Raw genomic sequence first — 15,266 nt, 5'->3', positions numbered from 1 at the left:
GCAGTCCTGGCCCAAGTAGTACTCAGGTGACTGCCCATGAATGATTTACAGCTCGACGACTTCAAAACCGATGAAAACGCCGCCATGGTGTTGTTGGTGGACGATCAGGCGATGATCGGCGAGGCGGTGCGCCGCGGGTTGTCGAACGAACAAAATATCGACTTCCACTTCTGCGCCGACCCGCACCAGGCCATCGCCCAGGCGATCCGCATCAAGCCGACGGTGATCCTTCAGGATCTGGTGATGCCTGGACTTGACGGCTTGAGCCTGGTGCGCGAGTACCGCAACCATCCGGCGACCAGGGACATCCCGATCATTGTCCTGTCGACCAAGGAAGATCCGCTGATCAAGAGCGCGGCGTTTGCGGCCGGGGCCAATGATTACCTGGTCAAGTTGCCGGACAACATCGAACTGGTGGCGCGCATTCGCTACCACTCGCGCTCCTACATGACTTTGCTGCAGCGTGACGCGGCTTACCGCGCGTTGCGGGTCAGCCAGCAGCAGTTGCTAGACACCAATCTGGTGCTGCAACGCTTGATGAACTCCGACGGCCTGACCGGGCTGTCGAACCGCCGGCATTTCGACGAATACCTGGCGCTGGAGTGGCGCCGCTCGCTGCGTGACCAGACCCAACTGTCGCTGCTGATGATCGATGTCGACTACTTCAAGTCCTTCAACGACAGCTTCGGCCACCTTGAAGGCGATGAAGCCTTGCGCAAAGTGGCCACGGCGATTCGTGATGCCAGTTCGCGGCCTTCGGACCTGCCGGCCCGTTATGGCGGCGAAGAGTTCGTTCTGGTGCTGCCCAATACTTCGCCGGGCGGCGCGCGACTGGTCGCGGAAAAGCTCCGCCAGACCGTTGCGGCGTTGAAGATTCCGCACGTTTTTCCGGCAGAAGGTTCGAGCCTGACCATCAGCATCGGCCTGTCGACCATGACCCCGCAACCGGGTGGCGATTGCCGGCAATTGATTTCGGCGGCGGACAAGGGGCTGTACCTGGCGAAGAACAACGGGCGTAATCAGGTTGGGATTGAGTAATCCGCTATTGAAATACGATCCCATGTAGCAGCGGTCTAGCCCCGCGAGGCCGCGTCCGAGGACGAAGTCCTCGCCAATCCTGTGTGCGCGGTTTGTCTGAAAGGCCGTGTTGTATAGTTTACGACGGCTTCGCCGCCGAACGCGGCCTCGCGGGGCTCGACCGCGGCTACAGGTGTTCGCCGTTTAGCCAAAACCATTCGCCCTAAAGCCGCCAGGCGGGCTGCCGTGACAGCCTGATTACGTTATACTCGCCGGCTTTCAAAAGTTCGCCAACGAGTGCTGCCCGCCATGGAAATCAACCCGATCCTTAACAGTATCAAGGACCTGTCCGAGCGCTCCGAAACTATTCGGGGGTATCTTTGACTACGATCAAAAGCATGAGCGTCTGACTGAAGTCAATCGCGAGCTTGAAGATCCGAATGTCTGGAACAACCCGACGTACGCTCAGGAGCTGGGCCGCGAGCGGTCCCTGCTGGCTCAGATCGTCGAAACCCTCGACGAAATGCACACAGGCCTGGCCGACGCCAAAGACCTGCTGCTGATGTCCGCCGAAGAAGAAGACCAGGCCGCCGTCGATGACGTCGCTGCCGAAGTCGAGCGTCTGCGTGAGTCCCTGGAAAAACTCGAATTCCGTCGCATGTTCAGCGGTGAGATGGACGCCAACAACGCCTACCTCGACATCCAGGCCGGCTCCGGCGGTACCGAGGCTCAGGACTGGGCCAACATCCTGCTGCGCATGTACCTGCGCTGGGCCGACAAACGCGGTTTCGACGCGACCATCATGGAGCTGTCGGCCGGTGAAGTCGCCGGGATCAAGGGCGCCACGATCCACATCAAGGGCGAATACGCCTTTGGCTGGTTGCGTACCGAAATCGGCGTGCACCGTCTGGTGCGCAAGAGCCCGTACGACTCCGGTAACCGTCGCCACACCTCGTTCTCGGCCGTGTTCGTGTCGCCGGAAATCGATGACAACATCGAAATCGACATCAACCCGTCGGACCTGCGCATCGACACCTACCGTTCCTCCGGTGCCGGTGGTCAGCACGTAAACACCACCGACTCGGCCGTACGTATTACGCACGTACCGACCAACACCGTGGTCTGCTGCCAGAACGAACGCTCCCAGCACGCCAACAAAGACACCGCGATGAAAATGTTGCGGGCGCGCTTGTACGAGCAGGAAGTGCAGAAACGCAACGCCGCCTCCCAGGCCCTGGAAGACACCAAGTCGGACATCGGCTGGGGTCACCAGATTCGCTCCTACGTGCTCGACCAGTCGCGAATCAAGGATTTGCGTACTAACGTCGAACGCAGTGACTGCGACAAGGTGCTCGACGGCGACATCGACGAATACCTGGTGGCCAGCCTGAAACAAGGGCTTTAAGGCACGCGCTACAGGGGTGTCATGCCCCTGTAGGAGCGAGGCTTGCCCGCGAACCCCGGCGACAGCCGGGGGCAACGAACCTGTGATGGAATTTTTAAAGACATGAGCGACCTAGAACTCGACCCGCAAGCCCTGCAACAGGAAGAAAACTCCCTGATCGCCCTGCGCAAGGAAAAGCTGGCTGCCGAGCGCGCCAAGGGCAATGCCTTCCCGAACGACTTCCGCCGCGACAACTACTGCGAAGACTTGCAGAAACAGTACGCGGACAAGACCAAGGAAGAGCTCGCAGAGGCTGCAATCCCGGTCAAGGTTGCCGGTCGTCTCATGCTCAACCGTGGTTCGTTCATGGTGATCCAGGACATGTCCGGGCGCATTCAGGTTTACGTCAACCGTAAAACCCTGTCCGAAGAAACCCTGGCCGCGGTGAAAACCTGGGACCTGGGCGACATCATTGCCGCCGAAGGTACCCTGGCGCGTTCCGGCAAGGGCGACCTGTACGTCGAAATGACCCACGTGCGCCTGCTGACCAAGTCCCTGCGCCCACTGCCGGACAAGCACCACGGCCTGTCCGACACCGAGCAGCGCTATCGCCAGCGTTACGTTGACCTGATCGTCAACGAAGACGTGCGCCAGACCTTCCGCGTTCGTTCGCAAGTGATTGCGCACATCCGCAGCTTCCTGATGCAGCGTGACTTCCTTGAAGTCGAAACGCCGATGCTGCAAACCATCCCCGGCGGTGCTGCAGCCAAGCCGTTCGAGACTCACCACAATGCGCTGGACATGGAAATGTTCCTGCGTATCGCGCCGGAGCTGTACCTCAAGCGCCTCGTTGTTGGCGGCTTCGAGAAAGTGTTCGAGATCAACCGCAACTTCCGTAACGAAGGCGTTTCGACGCGTCACAACCCTGAATTCACCATGTTGGAGTTCTACCAGGCTTACGCCGACTATGAAGACAACATGGACCTGACCGAAGAACTGTTCCGCGAGCTGGCTCAGCTTGTTCTCGGGACTACCGACGTGCCTTACGGCGACAAGGTGTTCCACTTCGGCGAACCGTTCGTGCGTCTGTCGGTGTTCGACTCGATCCTCAAGTACAACCCTGAGCTGACCGCTGACGACCTGACCGACATCGACAAGGCCCGCGCCATCGCCAAGAAGGCCGGCGCCAAGGTGCTGGGCTTTGAAGGTCTGGGCAAACTGCAGGTGATGATTTTCGAAGAGCTGGTCGAGCACAAGCTGGAGCAGCCGCACTTCATCACTCAGTACCCGTTCGAAGTGTCGCCGCTGGCCCGTCGTAACGACGAGAACCCGAACGTCACCGACCGTTTCGAACTGTTCATCGGTGGCCGCGAAATCGCCAACGCCTACTCCGAGTTGAACGACGCGGAAGACCAGGCCGAGCGCTTCATGGCTCAGGTGGCCGACAAGGATGCTGGCGACGACGAAGCCATGCACTACGACGCCGACTTCGTTCGCGCGCTGGAGTACGGCATGCCGCCAACGGCCGGTGAAGGTATCGGCATCGACCGTCTGGTGATGCTGCTGACCAACTCCCCGTCGATCCGTGACGTGATCCTGTTCCCGCACATGCGGCCGCAAGCGTAAGTGTTTCAACTAAAAAGCCGCCTAAAACAGGCGGCTTTTTATTGCCTGTCTGGTACAAACGTATCAATTGGTTACTTTTGAAGTAGAGAGGAATACCTGTCGTGAACCGTGCAATTGCTCAAGAGGGTGCAGCGGACGTCGCCACTGCGGTCGCTGAAAGTGTTCAGTACCAGGGTCGCAAGGCCAGCCGACAGGGCAGCGAGCAGCGTCGGCAGGACATTCTCGATGCGGCGATGCGCATTGTCGTGCGCGATGGCGTGCGGGCCGTGCGTCATCGCGCGGTGGCTGCCGAGGCCGGTGTGCCGCTCTCGGCCACCACTTACTATTTCAAGGATATCGATGACCTGCTCACCGATACCTTTGCCCAATACGTGGAACGCAGCGCGGCGTTCATGGGCAAGCTGTGGGCCAGCAATGAAGGCCTGTTGCGCGAGATGGTTGTCAGCGGCGATGGCACTCCCGAGTCCCGTTCACAGCTGGCGGACGATATTGCGCGGCTGATGGCGGACTATGTTCATCGGCAATTGATCAATCGCCGCGAGCACTTGATGGCCGAGCAAGCCTTCCGCCAGGAGGCGTTGCTCAATCCGCGCCTGGCGTTGTTGGTGCGTTCACATCAGCAGATTTTGCTCCAGGGCACCTGCCAGCTTTTCGAGGTATTGGGTTCCCCTGAACCCCAACAGGATGCCAAAGTGTTGACGGCGATTATCGGACGGATGGAATATCAGGGCCTGCTCAACGAAGCCGAGCCTGGGGCCGAAGCAGAAATGCTCGGCATCCTGACCCGCTACATGCATTTGGTATTGGCGTCGGTCTGACGCTCGATCAGCGCGCAAAAGTCATGGTGTATCGATAGGGAGTGTTGAATGAAAGCCTGGCGTGTCGTTGTGATCGCCTTGTCGTTCCTGCTGCTCAGTGGCTGTCTGGTGACCTTCAAGGAGCCGCTGGCCTCGAGTGAACTCGCGCCCAAAGGGTTGCTCGGCAAATGGACCAGCACCAATGCCTGGGGTGAGCCGCTTAACCTGGAGCTGACGCGCCTGGGCGATAATCACTATCAGGCGGTCAGCTACTTCAAGGCTAAACCCAAGGAACGCGAAGCCTATCCCTTCACGGTGACCCGCCATGGCAGTCGCTGGTACTTGTCGGCGAAGGTACCAGCGCAGTTCGGTGGGCATTACACCATCGCTGGTTTCGAACTCACCGATAAGCACGAACTGGTGGTCTACAACCTCGATCTCGAGCAGATCAACCAGGCCCTGGGGCAGAAAGTCCTGAGTGGCAAAGGCTTTCAGACCGACGAGGGCGACGGCGTATTGATCAACAACAGCCTGGACCAGGTGTTTGCCTACCTCGACGACCCCGCCAATTCCGATGTCTTCGTTGAGGCGGTGCGCTATCAGCGTCTGGCCAAAGCCAAAGCTAAAGTTAAATAAAGCCAGCACCTAACGGTTTTTCTACAGGAGTTTCGGGTGGACGATTACCAGCAGACGATACGCATTTTGTCCGATCGCATTGTGCTGGCGCAGACGCCGATTCGCGTCCTCGATGCGGTCAAGTGGGACGACAGCATCCGCAAGGGTTTCCTCAAGGGCAAGGGCAAGGAAATGCCGGCAGTGGACCGTGACTATTACCTCAGTCGCCCGCTGTCTTTTGACTCCAGCAAAGTGAAACTGGAATTCCAGAACATCGAGCGCGACATCACCCGTCAGTTGGGTCAGTTCAACCCGGTCGGCCAGATCATGCGCCGCATGTGCAAGGAATACCGGATGGTGGTGCGCATGCTCGAAGCGCGCGGCACCGAGGATTTCGGGCTGATTTCCCAAGAGTTGTACGGCGCCGCGTCCGACGCGTTTCACGCCGGCGACCCGACCCTGGCCGACTTGGGGCTGATGCTCTCCGATTACCTGAACAACATCGACGGCCGTGGCGATCTGAAGGACGAACCGAAAACACTCACCGCCAAGGAAGCCGTCAGCCAGCTGCAACATCGATTGAACAAGGTGTTTGGCGAGGCCGAAGAAACCATTCGGGTGTTCGAGTCCGACGGGATCGTCGCCGATGCGGCGGCCGGCGCCGACTACATCAAGATTCGCGCCGACGCGATGTTCAACGAGCGTGACGTGCGCGCTCTGGAAGTCCACGAAGGGCTGGTGCATGTGGGCACCACGCTCAATGGTCTGAACCAGCCGATCTGCACCTTCCTCTCCAAAGGTCCGCCGTCGTCGACGGTGACTCAGGAAGGCCTGGCGATCCTGATGGAAATCATCACCTTCGCCTCTTACCCGAGTCGTCTGCGTAAACTGACCAACCGCACCCGCGCCATCCACATGGTGGAAGAGGGCGCGGACTTTATGCAGATCTTCGAGTTCTTCCGCGAGCAGGGTTTCGAAATGGCTGAAAGCTACGGCAATGCCAGCCGGGTTTTCCGCGGCTCGGTGCCCAATGGGCTGCCATTTACCAAAGACTTGTCCTACCTCAAGGGCTTTATCATGGTTTACAACTACATTCAGTTGGCCGTGCGTAAAGGCAAACTCGAGCAGATCCCGCTGCTGTTTTGTGGCAAGACCACGCTGGAAGACATGCGGACCTTGCGCCAGTTGGTGGATGAAGGACTGGTGGTGGCACCGAAGTATCTTCCGGATCAGTTCCGTGACCTGAACGCGCTGTCGGCGTGGATGTGCTTCTCCAACTTCCTCAATCACCTGAGCCTGGACCGGATCGAAGCGGATTACTCAAACATCCTTTGATATAGATCGTTCCCGCGCTCCGCGTGGGGATGCCGCCATGGACGCTCCGCGTCCACTGTGACGCAGAGCGTCACGGAATGCATTCCCACGCAGAGCGTGGGAACGATCATCAATAAATATGAGGTTTCAACGGATGAGAATCCTCGGCATTTTCTGCCTGCTTCTGACCCTCGGCGGTTGCAGCTCTTTGTTGTTCTACCCCGAGCCCGGCCAGTTGTTCACTCCGGAAAAAGCCAAACTCGAATTCCGCGATGTTACCCTCACCACGGCCGACGGCCTCAAGCTGCACGGCTGGTGGTTGCCGGCGAAAAAAGGTGTCGAGGTCAAAGGCACCGTGCTACATCTGCACGGCAACGGCGGCAATCTGCCCATGCATCTGGGTGGGAGTTGGTGGTTGCCCAAAGAAGGCTATCAAGTGCTGCTGGTGGACTATCGCGGTTACGGTTTGTCCGAGGGTGAACCGACGCTGCCGGCGATCTATCAGGACATCGACGCCGCGTTCAAATGGCTCGATCAGGCGCCCGAGGTCAAGGGCAAGCCGTTGATCCTCCTGGGGCAAAGCCTCGGCGGTTCGATGGCCGTGCATTACCTGGTTCAACACCCCGAGCGCCAAAAACTACTCAAGGCCTTCGTCCTCGATGGCGTGCCCGCCAGTTACCGCAGTATCGGTCAATTTGCCCTGAGCCATTCCTGGCTGACCTGGATGTTTCAGGTGCCGTTGTCGTGGCTGGTACCGGACGGCGACAGCGCGGTCAATTCCATGGCGCAGCTGGGCGGCGTACCGAAACTGATCTACCACAGCATCGACGATCCGATCGTGCCCCTTTCCAACGGCATCCGTCTGTATCAAGCTGCGCCGCCGCCGCGAGTGCTGCAACTGACCCGTGGGGGTCATGTGCAGACGTTCGCCGACCCGGTCTGGCGCAAAGTCATGCTGCGTTATCTCGAAGACCCGCAACATTTCAACGGTTTGCGCCGACTGGGTGAAGTCCCGAATTACCCGGCGCCGAAAAATTCTGAAGATGAACCACCAGAGAGTCCGCAATGAGTGAAGAACGTAACGCCATCCCGCTGATCATCACCGGTATCTGCAGCATCCTCGGCACTGTCGGGGCCCTGTGGTTCTACGGCTACCTGCACTTCGCCAAACCCGAAGATGCGCTGCTGCTCAGCGACTTCACCCTGCTCAAGACTGTGCCGGGCGAAGACTACAAAGTCTCCCTGGAGCCGGCCCCGCAAGTAGCCCAGTGCATCGATGGCGTGCTGGTGATGTTCGACACCGAACAGAAAGGCCTGAGTGGCGTATTGGTCAACAACAAGAAAAAAGCCGTGCGTTGCATAGGTCAGGAAACGCCGCAGAAGCTGCAACCGTAACGCGCCTTTTGATCTTAAAAACAAAAGCCCCGCCTGATCAGATCAGGCGGGGCTTTTGTGTTTCAGCAGACGATGCTTAGTTCGAGCTAACTGCCGAACGCGGGATCACCGGCTGGTTGTCATTGGAAATGGTCACTTCCACCCTACGGTTCATTGCACGACCCGAAACGCTGGTGTTCTCGGCCACCGGGTATTCCTTGCCATAACCCTGGGCCACGATGCGCGCTGGATCTACACCCATCTTGATCAAGGCCACTTGCACGGAAGTCGCACGGCGTTCGGACAGCGACTGGTTGTAGTTCGGCGCACCCGTGCTGTCGGTGTAGCCTTCGATAATCACTTTACGGTCCGGGTTTTCCTGAAGGAACTGGGCCAGTTTGTTGATATTCACCAGACCGCTGGACTTCAGCTCGGCCTTGTTGGTGGCGAACAGCACGTCACCGAACGTCACCAGCGTGCCGCGATCGGTCTGCTTGGCGTTCAGGCTGTCCTGCAACTGCTTGATCTGCGCGTCGCGTGCGTCCAGACGGGCCTGGGCACGTTGCGCAGAGGCATTTTTCAGATTGGCTTCTGCGGTGCGCAGCGCGATGGTCTGCTTGGCAACTTCAACACGTTGATTGGTCAGGTAAGCCAGTTGATCGACCTTGGCCTGGTTCTCTTTGTCCATGTAAGCCTTGTCGGCCTTGTCCAGGTAATCGCTGGCTTCTTTGGTTTCCAGCGCCGCGACTTTGCTGGCTTGCGGGTTGGTTTGCAGGCCGGTGTAGTTGGTACGGGCCTGTTCGAGGTTCGCGTTAGGCGGCGTGGAGCAGGCGGCCAGTGCAACGCTTGCGGCCAGCAGGGCAGGGATCATCAATTGTTTGCGCATCATGGTTTCGTCCTTTTAGTCGAGTAAGAAGTGCGTCGTGCCGCGCCGCTTATTGCACAGTGCGCTGGCTTTCCTGACGCAGTTCCTGAACCCCTTTCTGAGAGTCCTTCACCGCCAGTTCGGCTTTAATCGCCTGGGCTTTGCGTTCAGCCACTCGAGCGTCCCACTCGGCCTGTTCGGCCAGAATCTTGGCTTCGTCATACTTCTTGTCGTGCAGGGCGATTTCGGCTTGTTTGAGCTTGTCCTGGGCGGACTTCATCTCCACTGCCGCGAATTCGGTACCGCCGGCACTGACGGCACTGTTGACCGCCGATTCCGTTACGGCGAATTGCTCGCTTGGCGGGTTGCCGGCACAACCGGCTAGAACGAAGCTGCTGCCGATTGCCAGTGCAGCCAGTTTCAGACTACGCAGAGGGGGGAACGAGGATTTGGCAGTTCGGGTTTTCATGGTCTTCAACTCCATTGGAATAACTCCTGAAAAACTTAAAAATCCATCCTGGGCAAGGAGCCGCAACCTTCAATTTCCGGGGTGTTATGAAACGGCCGTCCCAGGCGTGGTTAATGGGTGTGACCCGAGGCGTTTTTCAAAAGTTCAGAGAATATGGCCCATTGCCTGAAAAAACTTTGACCGAACGGACAAGGCTCTAGACCGGGAATTTTCACAGCACATAGCCGTATTCCCAGCCCTGTATAGGGCCAGGAATGCGCAATTTTTGAGGGGGAAAGAAGCGTGGTAATCAGTGTTTCTGTTTGTCGTCAACGGCCGACAAATCGTGTAAATGACGACGGGACAACGCGAGAAAGCGCGGAGTCGGACCGACGTCTTCGTACAGCGGATCACCTTCTTCGTCGGTGGCCACGACCGTAGAGCCCTTCACATACGGGAAGCTCTTTTCGAGCTCTTCAAGCGCGGCGCCGATCAGCTCGCCGAGCAGTTCTTCGGGGTGTCGTTTGGGGTACATCTCGATAATCGCCGCCAGCCGAGCGGCGGCTTCCACGTCCAGATGAATCGTGTATCCGGTATCGGTCAGGCGACCCTTGGCGTTTTCTTCCCAGTGATGGGCAAGCTCGCGGATTTTCATAGTGACCTCATTGCGCACCTGCTCGTGGCAGGCAGTGTCAGTGTCCGACAAATGCCGGTTGCAGCCGTTGTACGGCTTACTCTTCAGACTAGCTTTAACGCCCAAGGTTTAAAGTCCCTTCGTCGTCTAATGGTGGGGGGTCATTGGGGGGATTGGGTGTATATCCGTTTTTGCGGTAGCGGCGGCTATTGGTTTCGCTTTTACAGCGAGTCACTTGGAAAAGCCCCAAGTAACCAAGGTCTCTTGCCCCTGACGTTCGGTGCCTCGCCTGGGCTCGGCATGCCCTCGCTCCGGTCCTGCTCCGTGGGCCCGCCGCCCCCGGCCAGGGCGGGCCGTTGGCGGCGGGCCCCCGGAGCAATGCCTTCGTTACGGCATGCCGAGCCTAGGCGAGGCACCGAATGGCGGGGCAAAAGCCTTTGGTTACTTGGGGCTTTTCCAAGTGACTCGCTGTAAAAGCGAAACCAATAGCCGCCATCACCGCAGAAACGGATATGTACCCCACCAATCCCAATCCCCATCCCCATCCCCATCCCCATCCCCATCCCCATCCCCATCCCCATCCCAAAACTTTCCCAGGTAAACAGCATTCCCTTCCTCGTCTGCTTGTAAGAACCGCTTTACAGCGGCACTCTCTAACGACGAAGCACACCCGGATTTTCGCTGGAGAACTGCTGATGACCGATATTGATGCACGCTTGCGCGAGGATGTTCACCTGTTGGGTGAGCTGTTGGGCAACACCATTCGTGAACAGTACGGGGACGGCTTTCTCGACAAGATCGAGCAGATCCGCAAAGGCGCCAAGGCCGACCGTCGCGGTTCGATGGACGCCGAATTGAGCGCCAGCCTCAACCAATTGAGCGAAGAAGAGTTGCTGCCGGTGGCGCGGGCGTTCAACCAGTTTCTCAACCTGGCCAATATCGCCGAGCAATATCAGCTGATTCACCGTCGCGAAGAGTCGCAGCCTGCACCGTTCGAAGCGCGAGTACTGCCGGAATTGCTGGCCCGCCTGCTTGCCGAAGGCCATGGTGCTGAATCCCTGGCCCGGCAACTGGGGCGGCTGGAGATTGAACTGGTCCTCACCGCACACCCGACCGAAGTGGCGCGCCGCACGCTGATCCAGAAGTACGACGCCATTGCCGCGCAGCTGGCCGCCCAGGACCATCGCGACCTGACCACTGCTGAACGCGAGCAGATCCACACGAAGTTGCAGCGCCTGATCGCCGAAGCCTGGCACACCGAAGAAATCCGCCGCACCCGTCCGACGCCTGTTGATGAAGCCAAATGGGGCTTCGCGGTGATCGAGCATTCGCTGTGGCAGGCGATCCCCAACTATTTGCGCAAGGCCGATAAAGCGCTGCATGACGCCACCGGCCTGCATTTGCCGCTGGAAGCGGCACCGATTCGCTTTGCCTCGTGGATGGGCGGCGACCGGGACGGCAACCCGAACGTGACGGCTGCCGTCACCCGTGAAGTCTTGCTGCTGGCGCGTTGGATGGCCGCCGATTTGTACGTGCGTGATGTCGATCACCTGGCGGCCGAGTTGTCGATGCAGCAGGCCAGCGACGATTTGAAGGCCAAGGCCGGGGACAGCGCGGAACCCTACCGCGCGGTCCTTAAACAGTTGCGTGAGCGCCTGCGCGCGACGCGTAACTGGGCTCACGCCTCCTTGACGAAGACCACGCCGCCCCCCGCCGATGTGTTGCAAAACAACCGCGAGCTGCTCGATCCGCTGGAGCTCTGCTACCACTCGCTGCATGAGTGCGGCATGGGCGTGATCGCCGATGGGCCGCTGCTCGATTGCCTGCGCCGGGCGGTGACGTTCGGGCTGTTCCTGGTGCGGCTCGATGTGCGACAGGACTCGTCGCGGCATACCGCGGCCATGACCGAAGTCACTGACTACCTCGGCCTCGGTCGTTACGAAGACTGGAGTGAGGAGGAGCGCATCACTTTCTTGATGCGCGAACTGAACAACCGTCGGCCGCTGCTGCCGGCGTACTTCAAGCCGTCGGCCGACACTGCCGAGGTACTGGCGACCTGCCGGGAAATCGCCGCGGCACCGGGCGCATCGCTCGGTTCTTATGTGATCTCCATGGCCGGCGCTGCTTCCGACGTGCTGGCCGTGCAACTGCTGCTCAAAGAAGCTGGCGTGTTGCGGCCGATGCGCGTGGTGCCGTTGTTCGAAACCCTTGCCGACCTCGACAACGCCGGCCCGGTGATCGAAAAGCTGTTGCTGTTGCCGGGTTATCGCGCGCGCCTGCAAGGGCCACAGGAAGTGATGATCGGCTACTCCGACTCGGCCAAGGACGCCGGCACGACGGCGGCGGCCTGGGCACAGTATCGGGCGCAGGAGCGCTTGGTAGACATCTGTCGCGAGCAGCAAGTGGAACTGCTGTTGTTCCACGGTCGCGGCGGCACCGTGGGTCGCGGTGGCGGTCCGGCGCACGCGGCGATTCTGTCGCAGCCGCCGGGTTCGGTGGCGGGGCGTTTCCGTACCACCGAGCAGGGGGAAATGATTCGTTTCAAATTCGGTCTGCCGGACATCGCCGAGCAGAATCTCAATCTGTACCTGGCGGCGGTATTGGAAGCGACCTTGCTGCCGCCGCCTCCACCGGAGCCTGCCTGGCGTCATTTGATGGACGAATTGGCTGCGGATGGTGTCAGCGCTTATCGCGCCGTGGTGCGGGAAAACCCGCAGTTTGTTGAGTATTTCCGCCAGTCCACCCCGGAACAGGAACTGGGACGCTTGCCACTGGGCAGTCGCCCGGCCAAGCGCCGCGCCGGCGGGATTGAAAGCCTGCGGGCTATCCCGTGGATCTTCGGCTGGACTCAGACGCGTCTGATGCTACCGGCCTGGCTCGGCTGGGAAGCGGCGTTGAGCAAGGCGCTAGAGCGCGGCGAAGGCGAGCTGCTGGGGCAGATGCGCGAGCAGTGGCCGTTCTTCCGCACGCGCATCGATATGCTGGAAATGGTGCTGGCCAAGGCCGATACCGATATCGCCCGGTCCTACGATGAGCGCTTGGTCGAGCCAGATCTGCTCCCTTTGGGTGCGCATTTACGCGACCTATTGTCGCAGGCTTGCTCGGTGGTCCTTGGGCTGACCGGTCAGTCGCAGCTACTGGCACATAGCCCAGCCACGCTTGAATTCATCCGCTTGCGCAACACTTACCTCGACCCTCTTCATCTATTGCAGGCCGAGTTGTTGGCGCGTTCGCGACAACAGGAAGTGGAACAGGGCAGCCCGGTAGAACAGGCGCTGCTGGTGTCTGTGGCGGGGATTGCCGCCGGTTTGCGTAATACCGGCTAAGGTTTTCGTCGTGGGGCAAGGCACTCGGCGCGAGCGTCGAGTGCCTCTGGGCGAGGGGTTGAAAAGTGCTGGCAGGCGACAGTTAGTGATGGGGTTGCGACTTGGGGTACCCCGACGAAAGGTCTCATCAGGCGCGGGTTTCTCCGACTTTCGGCGGCTTGTGTGGTCTGGGCCTGCTGTGTATCTTGATCAGCCTTTGGCCGTTTGGGCGGTCACGACCCTTTTTTGAGATTGGCCCCACGAGGCGAATCTGACGTTATCTATATAAAAATTGAGGAGCACATCGATGCGCGTCATTCTGCTGGGAGCTCCCGGGGCCGGTAAAGGTACTCAGGCTAAATTCATCACCGAAAAATTCGGTATCCCGCAAATTTCCACCGGCGATATGCTGCGTGCCGCGGTCAAGGCCGGCACCGAACTGGGCCTGATCGCCAAGAGCGTCATGGACAGCGGTGGTCTGGTTTCCGATGACCTGATCATCAACCTGGTCAAGGAACGCATCAGCCAGGCTGATTGCGAGAACGGTTTCCTGTTCGACGGTTTCCCGCGCACCATTCCTCAGGCTGAAGCCCTGGTGAAAGCCGACGTGGAACTGGATCACGTGGTTGAAATCGCCGTCGATGACGAAGAAATCGTTCAGCGTATCGCCGGTCGTCGTGTTCACGAAGCCAGCGGCCGCGTGTACCACACCGTCTACAACCCGCCGAAAATCGCCGGTAAAGACGACATCACCGGTGAAGCACTGGTGCAGCGCAAGGACGATACCGAAGAAACCGTGCGTCATCGCCTGTCGGTCTACCATTCCCAGACCAAGCCACTGGTAGCGTTCTACCAGAACCTGGCCGCTGATCAGGGCAAACCGAAGTACAGCCACATCGCTGGCGTCGGCTCGGTTGAAGCGATCACCGGCAAGGTGCTTGAAGCACTGAGCTGAAAAGTCTGAATCGCTTCATCTTCTACGGCCCGCTTGCGGGCCGTAGTTGTTTATACTGGCGCACTTTTTCTGAACTCTCTTACGGAAACATCGATGAGCACCTTGCTGGCCCTGGACACCGCGACTGAAGCTTGCTCCGTTGCCTTGCTGCATGACGGCAAGGTTACGAGCCATTACGAGGTGATCCCGCGCCTGCATGCGCAGAAGTTGCTGCCGATGATTCAGCAATTGCTGGCCGACGCTGGCACCACCCTGCAAGCGGTCGATGCCATTGCGTTTGGCCGTGGGCCGGGGGCATTTACCGGCGTGCGGATCGCTATCGGTGTGGTGCAGGGGCTGGCGTTTGCGCTGGAGCGTCCGGTGTTGCCGGTGTCGAATCTGGCGGTGCTGGCCCAGCGCGCCTTTCGCGAACACGGCGTGAGCCAGGTCGCGGCCGCCATCGATGCGCGGATGGATGAGGTGTATTGGGGTTGCTACCGCGAAACGGCGGGGGAGATGCGGCTGGTTGGCAATGAAGCGGTGTTGCCGCCGGAAGTGGCAGCGTTGCCAACTGATGCCAGCGGTGAGTGGTTTGGCGCCGGCACTGGCTGGGGTTATGCCGAACGTATCGCCGTCAAGCTGACCGGGCAGGATGCGGGCATGCTGCCTCACGCTGAAGACCTGCTGACCCTGGCACGTTTTGCTTGGGCGCGTGGCGAAGCGATCGTGGCTGATGAGGCTCAGCCGGTGTACCTGCGCGATAAAGTCGCGACGCCGAAAGCACGTTAATTTCCGAGAACGAGTTGGCTTCATCGCGAGCAAGCTCGCTCCCACACGATCTGCGCTAACCCCTGTAGGAGCGCGGCTTGCCCGCGAAAGCAATCTCCGAGATTTAGCCAATCGTAGTTTCTAATCCCTGGCTTTTAAACCTTTTCCATTTTCTGTGTTCTAGT

At 59.4% G+C, this 15,266-nt stretch carries 14 protein-coding genes; 11 read left to right on the top strand and 3 right to left on the bottom strand.

Features of this window, described 5'->3' with window-relative positions:
* Positions 1–36: 36 nt before the first annotated feature.
* The 8 genes from ACYZT3_RS23780 (at position 37) to ACYZT3_RS23745 (ending at position 8,148) form a co-directional block, all read left to right on the top strand.
* Positions 37–1,038 carry a response regulator gene (locus ACYZT3_RS23780; RefSeq protein ID WP_282377014.1) on the top strand — a complete coding sequence of 334 codons (1,002 nt, stop codon included), beginning with the start codon at positions 37–39 and terminating at the stop codon, positions 1,036–1,038.
* A gap of 288 nt (positions 1,039–1,326) precedes the next feature.
* A protein-coding gene (gene prfB / locus ACYZT3_RS23775; protein ID WP_282377013.1) for a peptide chain release factor 2 occupies positions 1,327–2,422 on the top strand; the annotation gives its coding sequence in 2 pieces (ribosomal slippage) (positions 1,327–1,398 and positions 1,400–2,422; 1,095 coding nt in all).
* A gap of 102 nt (positions 2,423–2,524) precedes the next feature.
* Positions 2,525–4,027: a lysine--tRNA ligase gene (gene lysS, locus ACYZT3_RS23770; RefSeq protein ID WP_461973980.1), complete on the top strand. Its 1,503-nt coding sequence runs from the start codon at positions 2,525–2,527 to the stop codon at positions 4,025–4,027.
* A gap of 101 nt (positions 4,028–4,128) precedes the next feature.
* Entirely contained in the window at positions 4,129–4,845 is a 717-nt protein-coding gene (locus ACYZT3_RS23765) for a TetR/AcrR family transcriptional regulator (RefSeq protein WP_282377011.1), read from the top strand.
* A 48-nt stretch (positions 4,846–4,893) separates the two neighbouring features.
* Positions 4,894–5,460 carry a hypothetical protein gene (locus tag ACYZT3_RS23760; protein ID WP_462030881.1) on the top strand — a complete coding sequence of 189 codons (567 nt, stop codon included), beginning with the start codon at positions 4,894–4,896 and terminating at the stop codon, positions 5,458–5,460.
* 36 nt (positions 5,461–5,496) lie between these two features.
* Positions 5,497–6,774 carry a flavohemoglobin expression-modulating QEGLA motif protein gene (locus ACYZT3_RS23755; protein ID WP_282377009.1) on the top strand — a complete coding sequence of 426 codons (1,278 nt, stop codon included), beginning with the start codon at positions 5,497–5,499 and terminating at the stop codon, positions 6,772–6,774.
* Between the two features lie 133 nt (positions 6,775–6,907).
* Positions 6,908–7,822: an alpha/beta hydrolase gene (locus ACYZT3_RS23750; protein WP_282377008.1), complete on the top strand. Its 915-nt coding sequence runs from the start codon at positions 6,908–6,910 to the stop codon at positions 7,820–7,822.
* Positions 7,819–8,148, top strand: a complete 330-nt coding sequence (locus ACYZT3_RS23745; RefSeq protein ID WP_282377007.1) for a hypothetical protein — start codon at positions 7,819–7,821, stop codon at positions 8,146–8,148. The genes ACYZT3_RS23750 and ACYZT3_RS23745 overlap by 4 nt, the downstream gene beginning before the upstream one ends.
* Before the next feature lie 76 nt (positions 8,149–8,224).
* Here the strand turns inward: ACYZT3_RS23745 and ACYZT3_RS23740 are convergent, their stop codons facing one another.
* The 3 genes from ACYZT3_RS23740 to ACYZT3_RS23730 all read right to left on the bottom strand — a co-directional run bounded on the left by ACYZT3_RS23740 (position 8,225) and on the right by ACYZT3_RS23730 (position 10,095).
* Positions 8,225–9,013 carry an OmpA family protein gene (locus ACYZT3_RS23740; protein ID WP_462032417.1) on the bottom strand — a complete coding sequence of 263 codons (789 nt, stop codon included), beginning with the start codon at positions 9,011–9,013 and terminating at the stop codon, positions 8,225–8,227.
* A 49-nt stretch (positions 9,014–9,062) separates the two neighbouring features.
* The gene (locus ACYZT3_RS23735; protein WP_282377005.1) at positions 9,063–9,476 is read right to left on the bottom strand and encodes a DUF4398 domain-containing protein; all 414 of its coding nucleotides are present in this window, start codon (positions 9,474–9,476) and stop codon (positions 9,063–9,065) included.
* A 274-nt stretch (positions 9,477–9,750) separates the two neighbouring features.
* Complete coding sequence (locus ACYZT3_RS23730; protein WP_282377062.1) at positions 9,751–10,095, bottom strand: pilin assembly protein; 345 nt, start codon at positions 10,093–10,095, stop codon at positions 9,751–9,753.
* 674 nt (positions 10,096–10,769) lie between these two features.
* Between ACYZT3_RS23730 and ppc the strand changes: the two genes are divergently transcribed.
* The 3 genes from ppc (at position 10,770) to tsaB (ending at position 15,102) form a co-directional block, all read left to right on the top strand.
* Positions 10,770–13,400 (top strand): phosphoenolpyruvate carboxylase, encoded by a 2,631-nt coding sequence (gene ppc, locus ACYZT3_RS23725; protein WP_462030880.1) that lies wholly within the window; start codon positions 10,770–10,772, stop codon positions 13,398–13,400.
* A 286-nt stretch (positions 13,401–13,686) separates the two neighbouring features.
* Positions 13,687–14,334 (top strand): adenylate kinase, encoded by a 648-nt coding sequence (gene adk, locus ACYZT3_RS23720; protein ID WP_282377003.1) that lies wholly within the window; start codon positions 13,687–13,689, stop codon positions 14,332–14,334.
* 93 nt (positions 14,335–14,427) lie between these two features.
* Positions 14,428–15,102, top strand: a complete 675-nt coding sequence (gene tsaB, locus ACYZT3_RS23715; RefSeq protein WP_282377002.1) for a tRNA (adenosine(37)-N6)-threonylcarbamoyltransferase complex dimerization subunit type 1 TsaB — start codon at positions 14,428–14,430, stop codon at positions 15,100–15,102.
* Positions 15,103–15,266: the final 164 nt, after the last annotated feature.

Source organism: Pseudomonas sp. MDT1-16 (genome assembly GCF_054898115.1).
This window is presented reverse-complemented; position numbering and strand designations above follow the sequence as displayed.

Bases quoted from the DNA above. Each gene is read 5' to 3' on its own strand.
- ACYZT3_RS23780 (WP_282377014.1), top strand. From the start codon at position 37: ATGAATGATTTACAGCTCGACGACTTCAAAACCGATGAAAACGCCGCC.
- lysS (WP_461973980.1), top strand. From the start codon at position 2,525: ATGAGCGACCTAGAACTCGACCCGCAAGCCCTGCAACAGGAAGAAAAC.
- ACYZT3_RS23760 (WP_462030881.1), top strand. From the start codon at position 4,894: ATGAAAGCCTGGCGTGTCGTTGTGATCGCCTTGTCGTTCCTGCTGCTC.
- ACYZT3_RS23750 (WP_282377008.1), top strand. From the start codon at position 6,908: ATGAGAATCCTCGGCATTTTCTGCCTGCTTCTGACCCTCGGCGGTTGC.
- ACYZT3_RS23745 (WP_282377007.1), top strand. From the start codon at position 7,819: ATGAGTGAAGAACGTAACGCCATCCCGCTGATCATCACCGGTATCTGC.
- ACYZT3_RS23740 (WP_462032417.1), bottom strand. From the start codon at position 9,013: ATGCGCAAACAATTGATGATCCCTGCCCTGCTGGCCGCAAGCGTTGCA.
- ACYZT3_RS23735 (WP_282377005.1), bottom strand. From the start codon at position 9,476: ATGGAGTTGAAGACCATGAAAACCCGAACTGCCAAATCCTCGTTCCCC.
- ACYZT3_RS23730 (WP_282377062.1), bottom strand. From the start codon at position 10,095: ATGAAAATCCGCGAGCTTGCCCATCACTGGGAAGAAAACGCCAAGGGT.
- ppc (WP_462030880.1), top strand. From the start codon at position 10,770: ATGACCGATATTGATGCACGCTTGCGCGAGGATGTTCACCTGTTGGGT.
- adk (WP_282377003.1), top strand. From the start codon at position 13,687: ATGCGCGTCATTCTGCTGGGAGCTCCCGGGGCCGGTAAAGGTACTCAG.
- tsaB (WP_282377002.1), top strand. From the start codon at position 14,428: ATGAGCACCTTGCTGGCCCTGGACACCGCGACTGAAGCTTGCTCCGTT.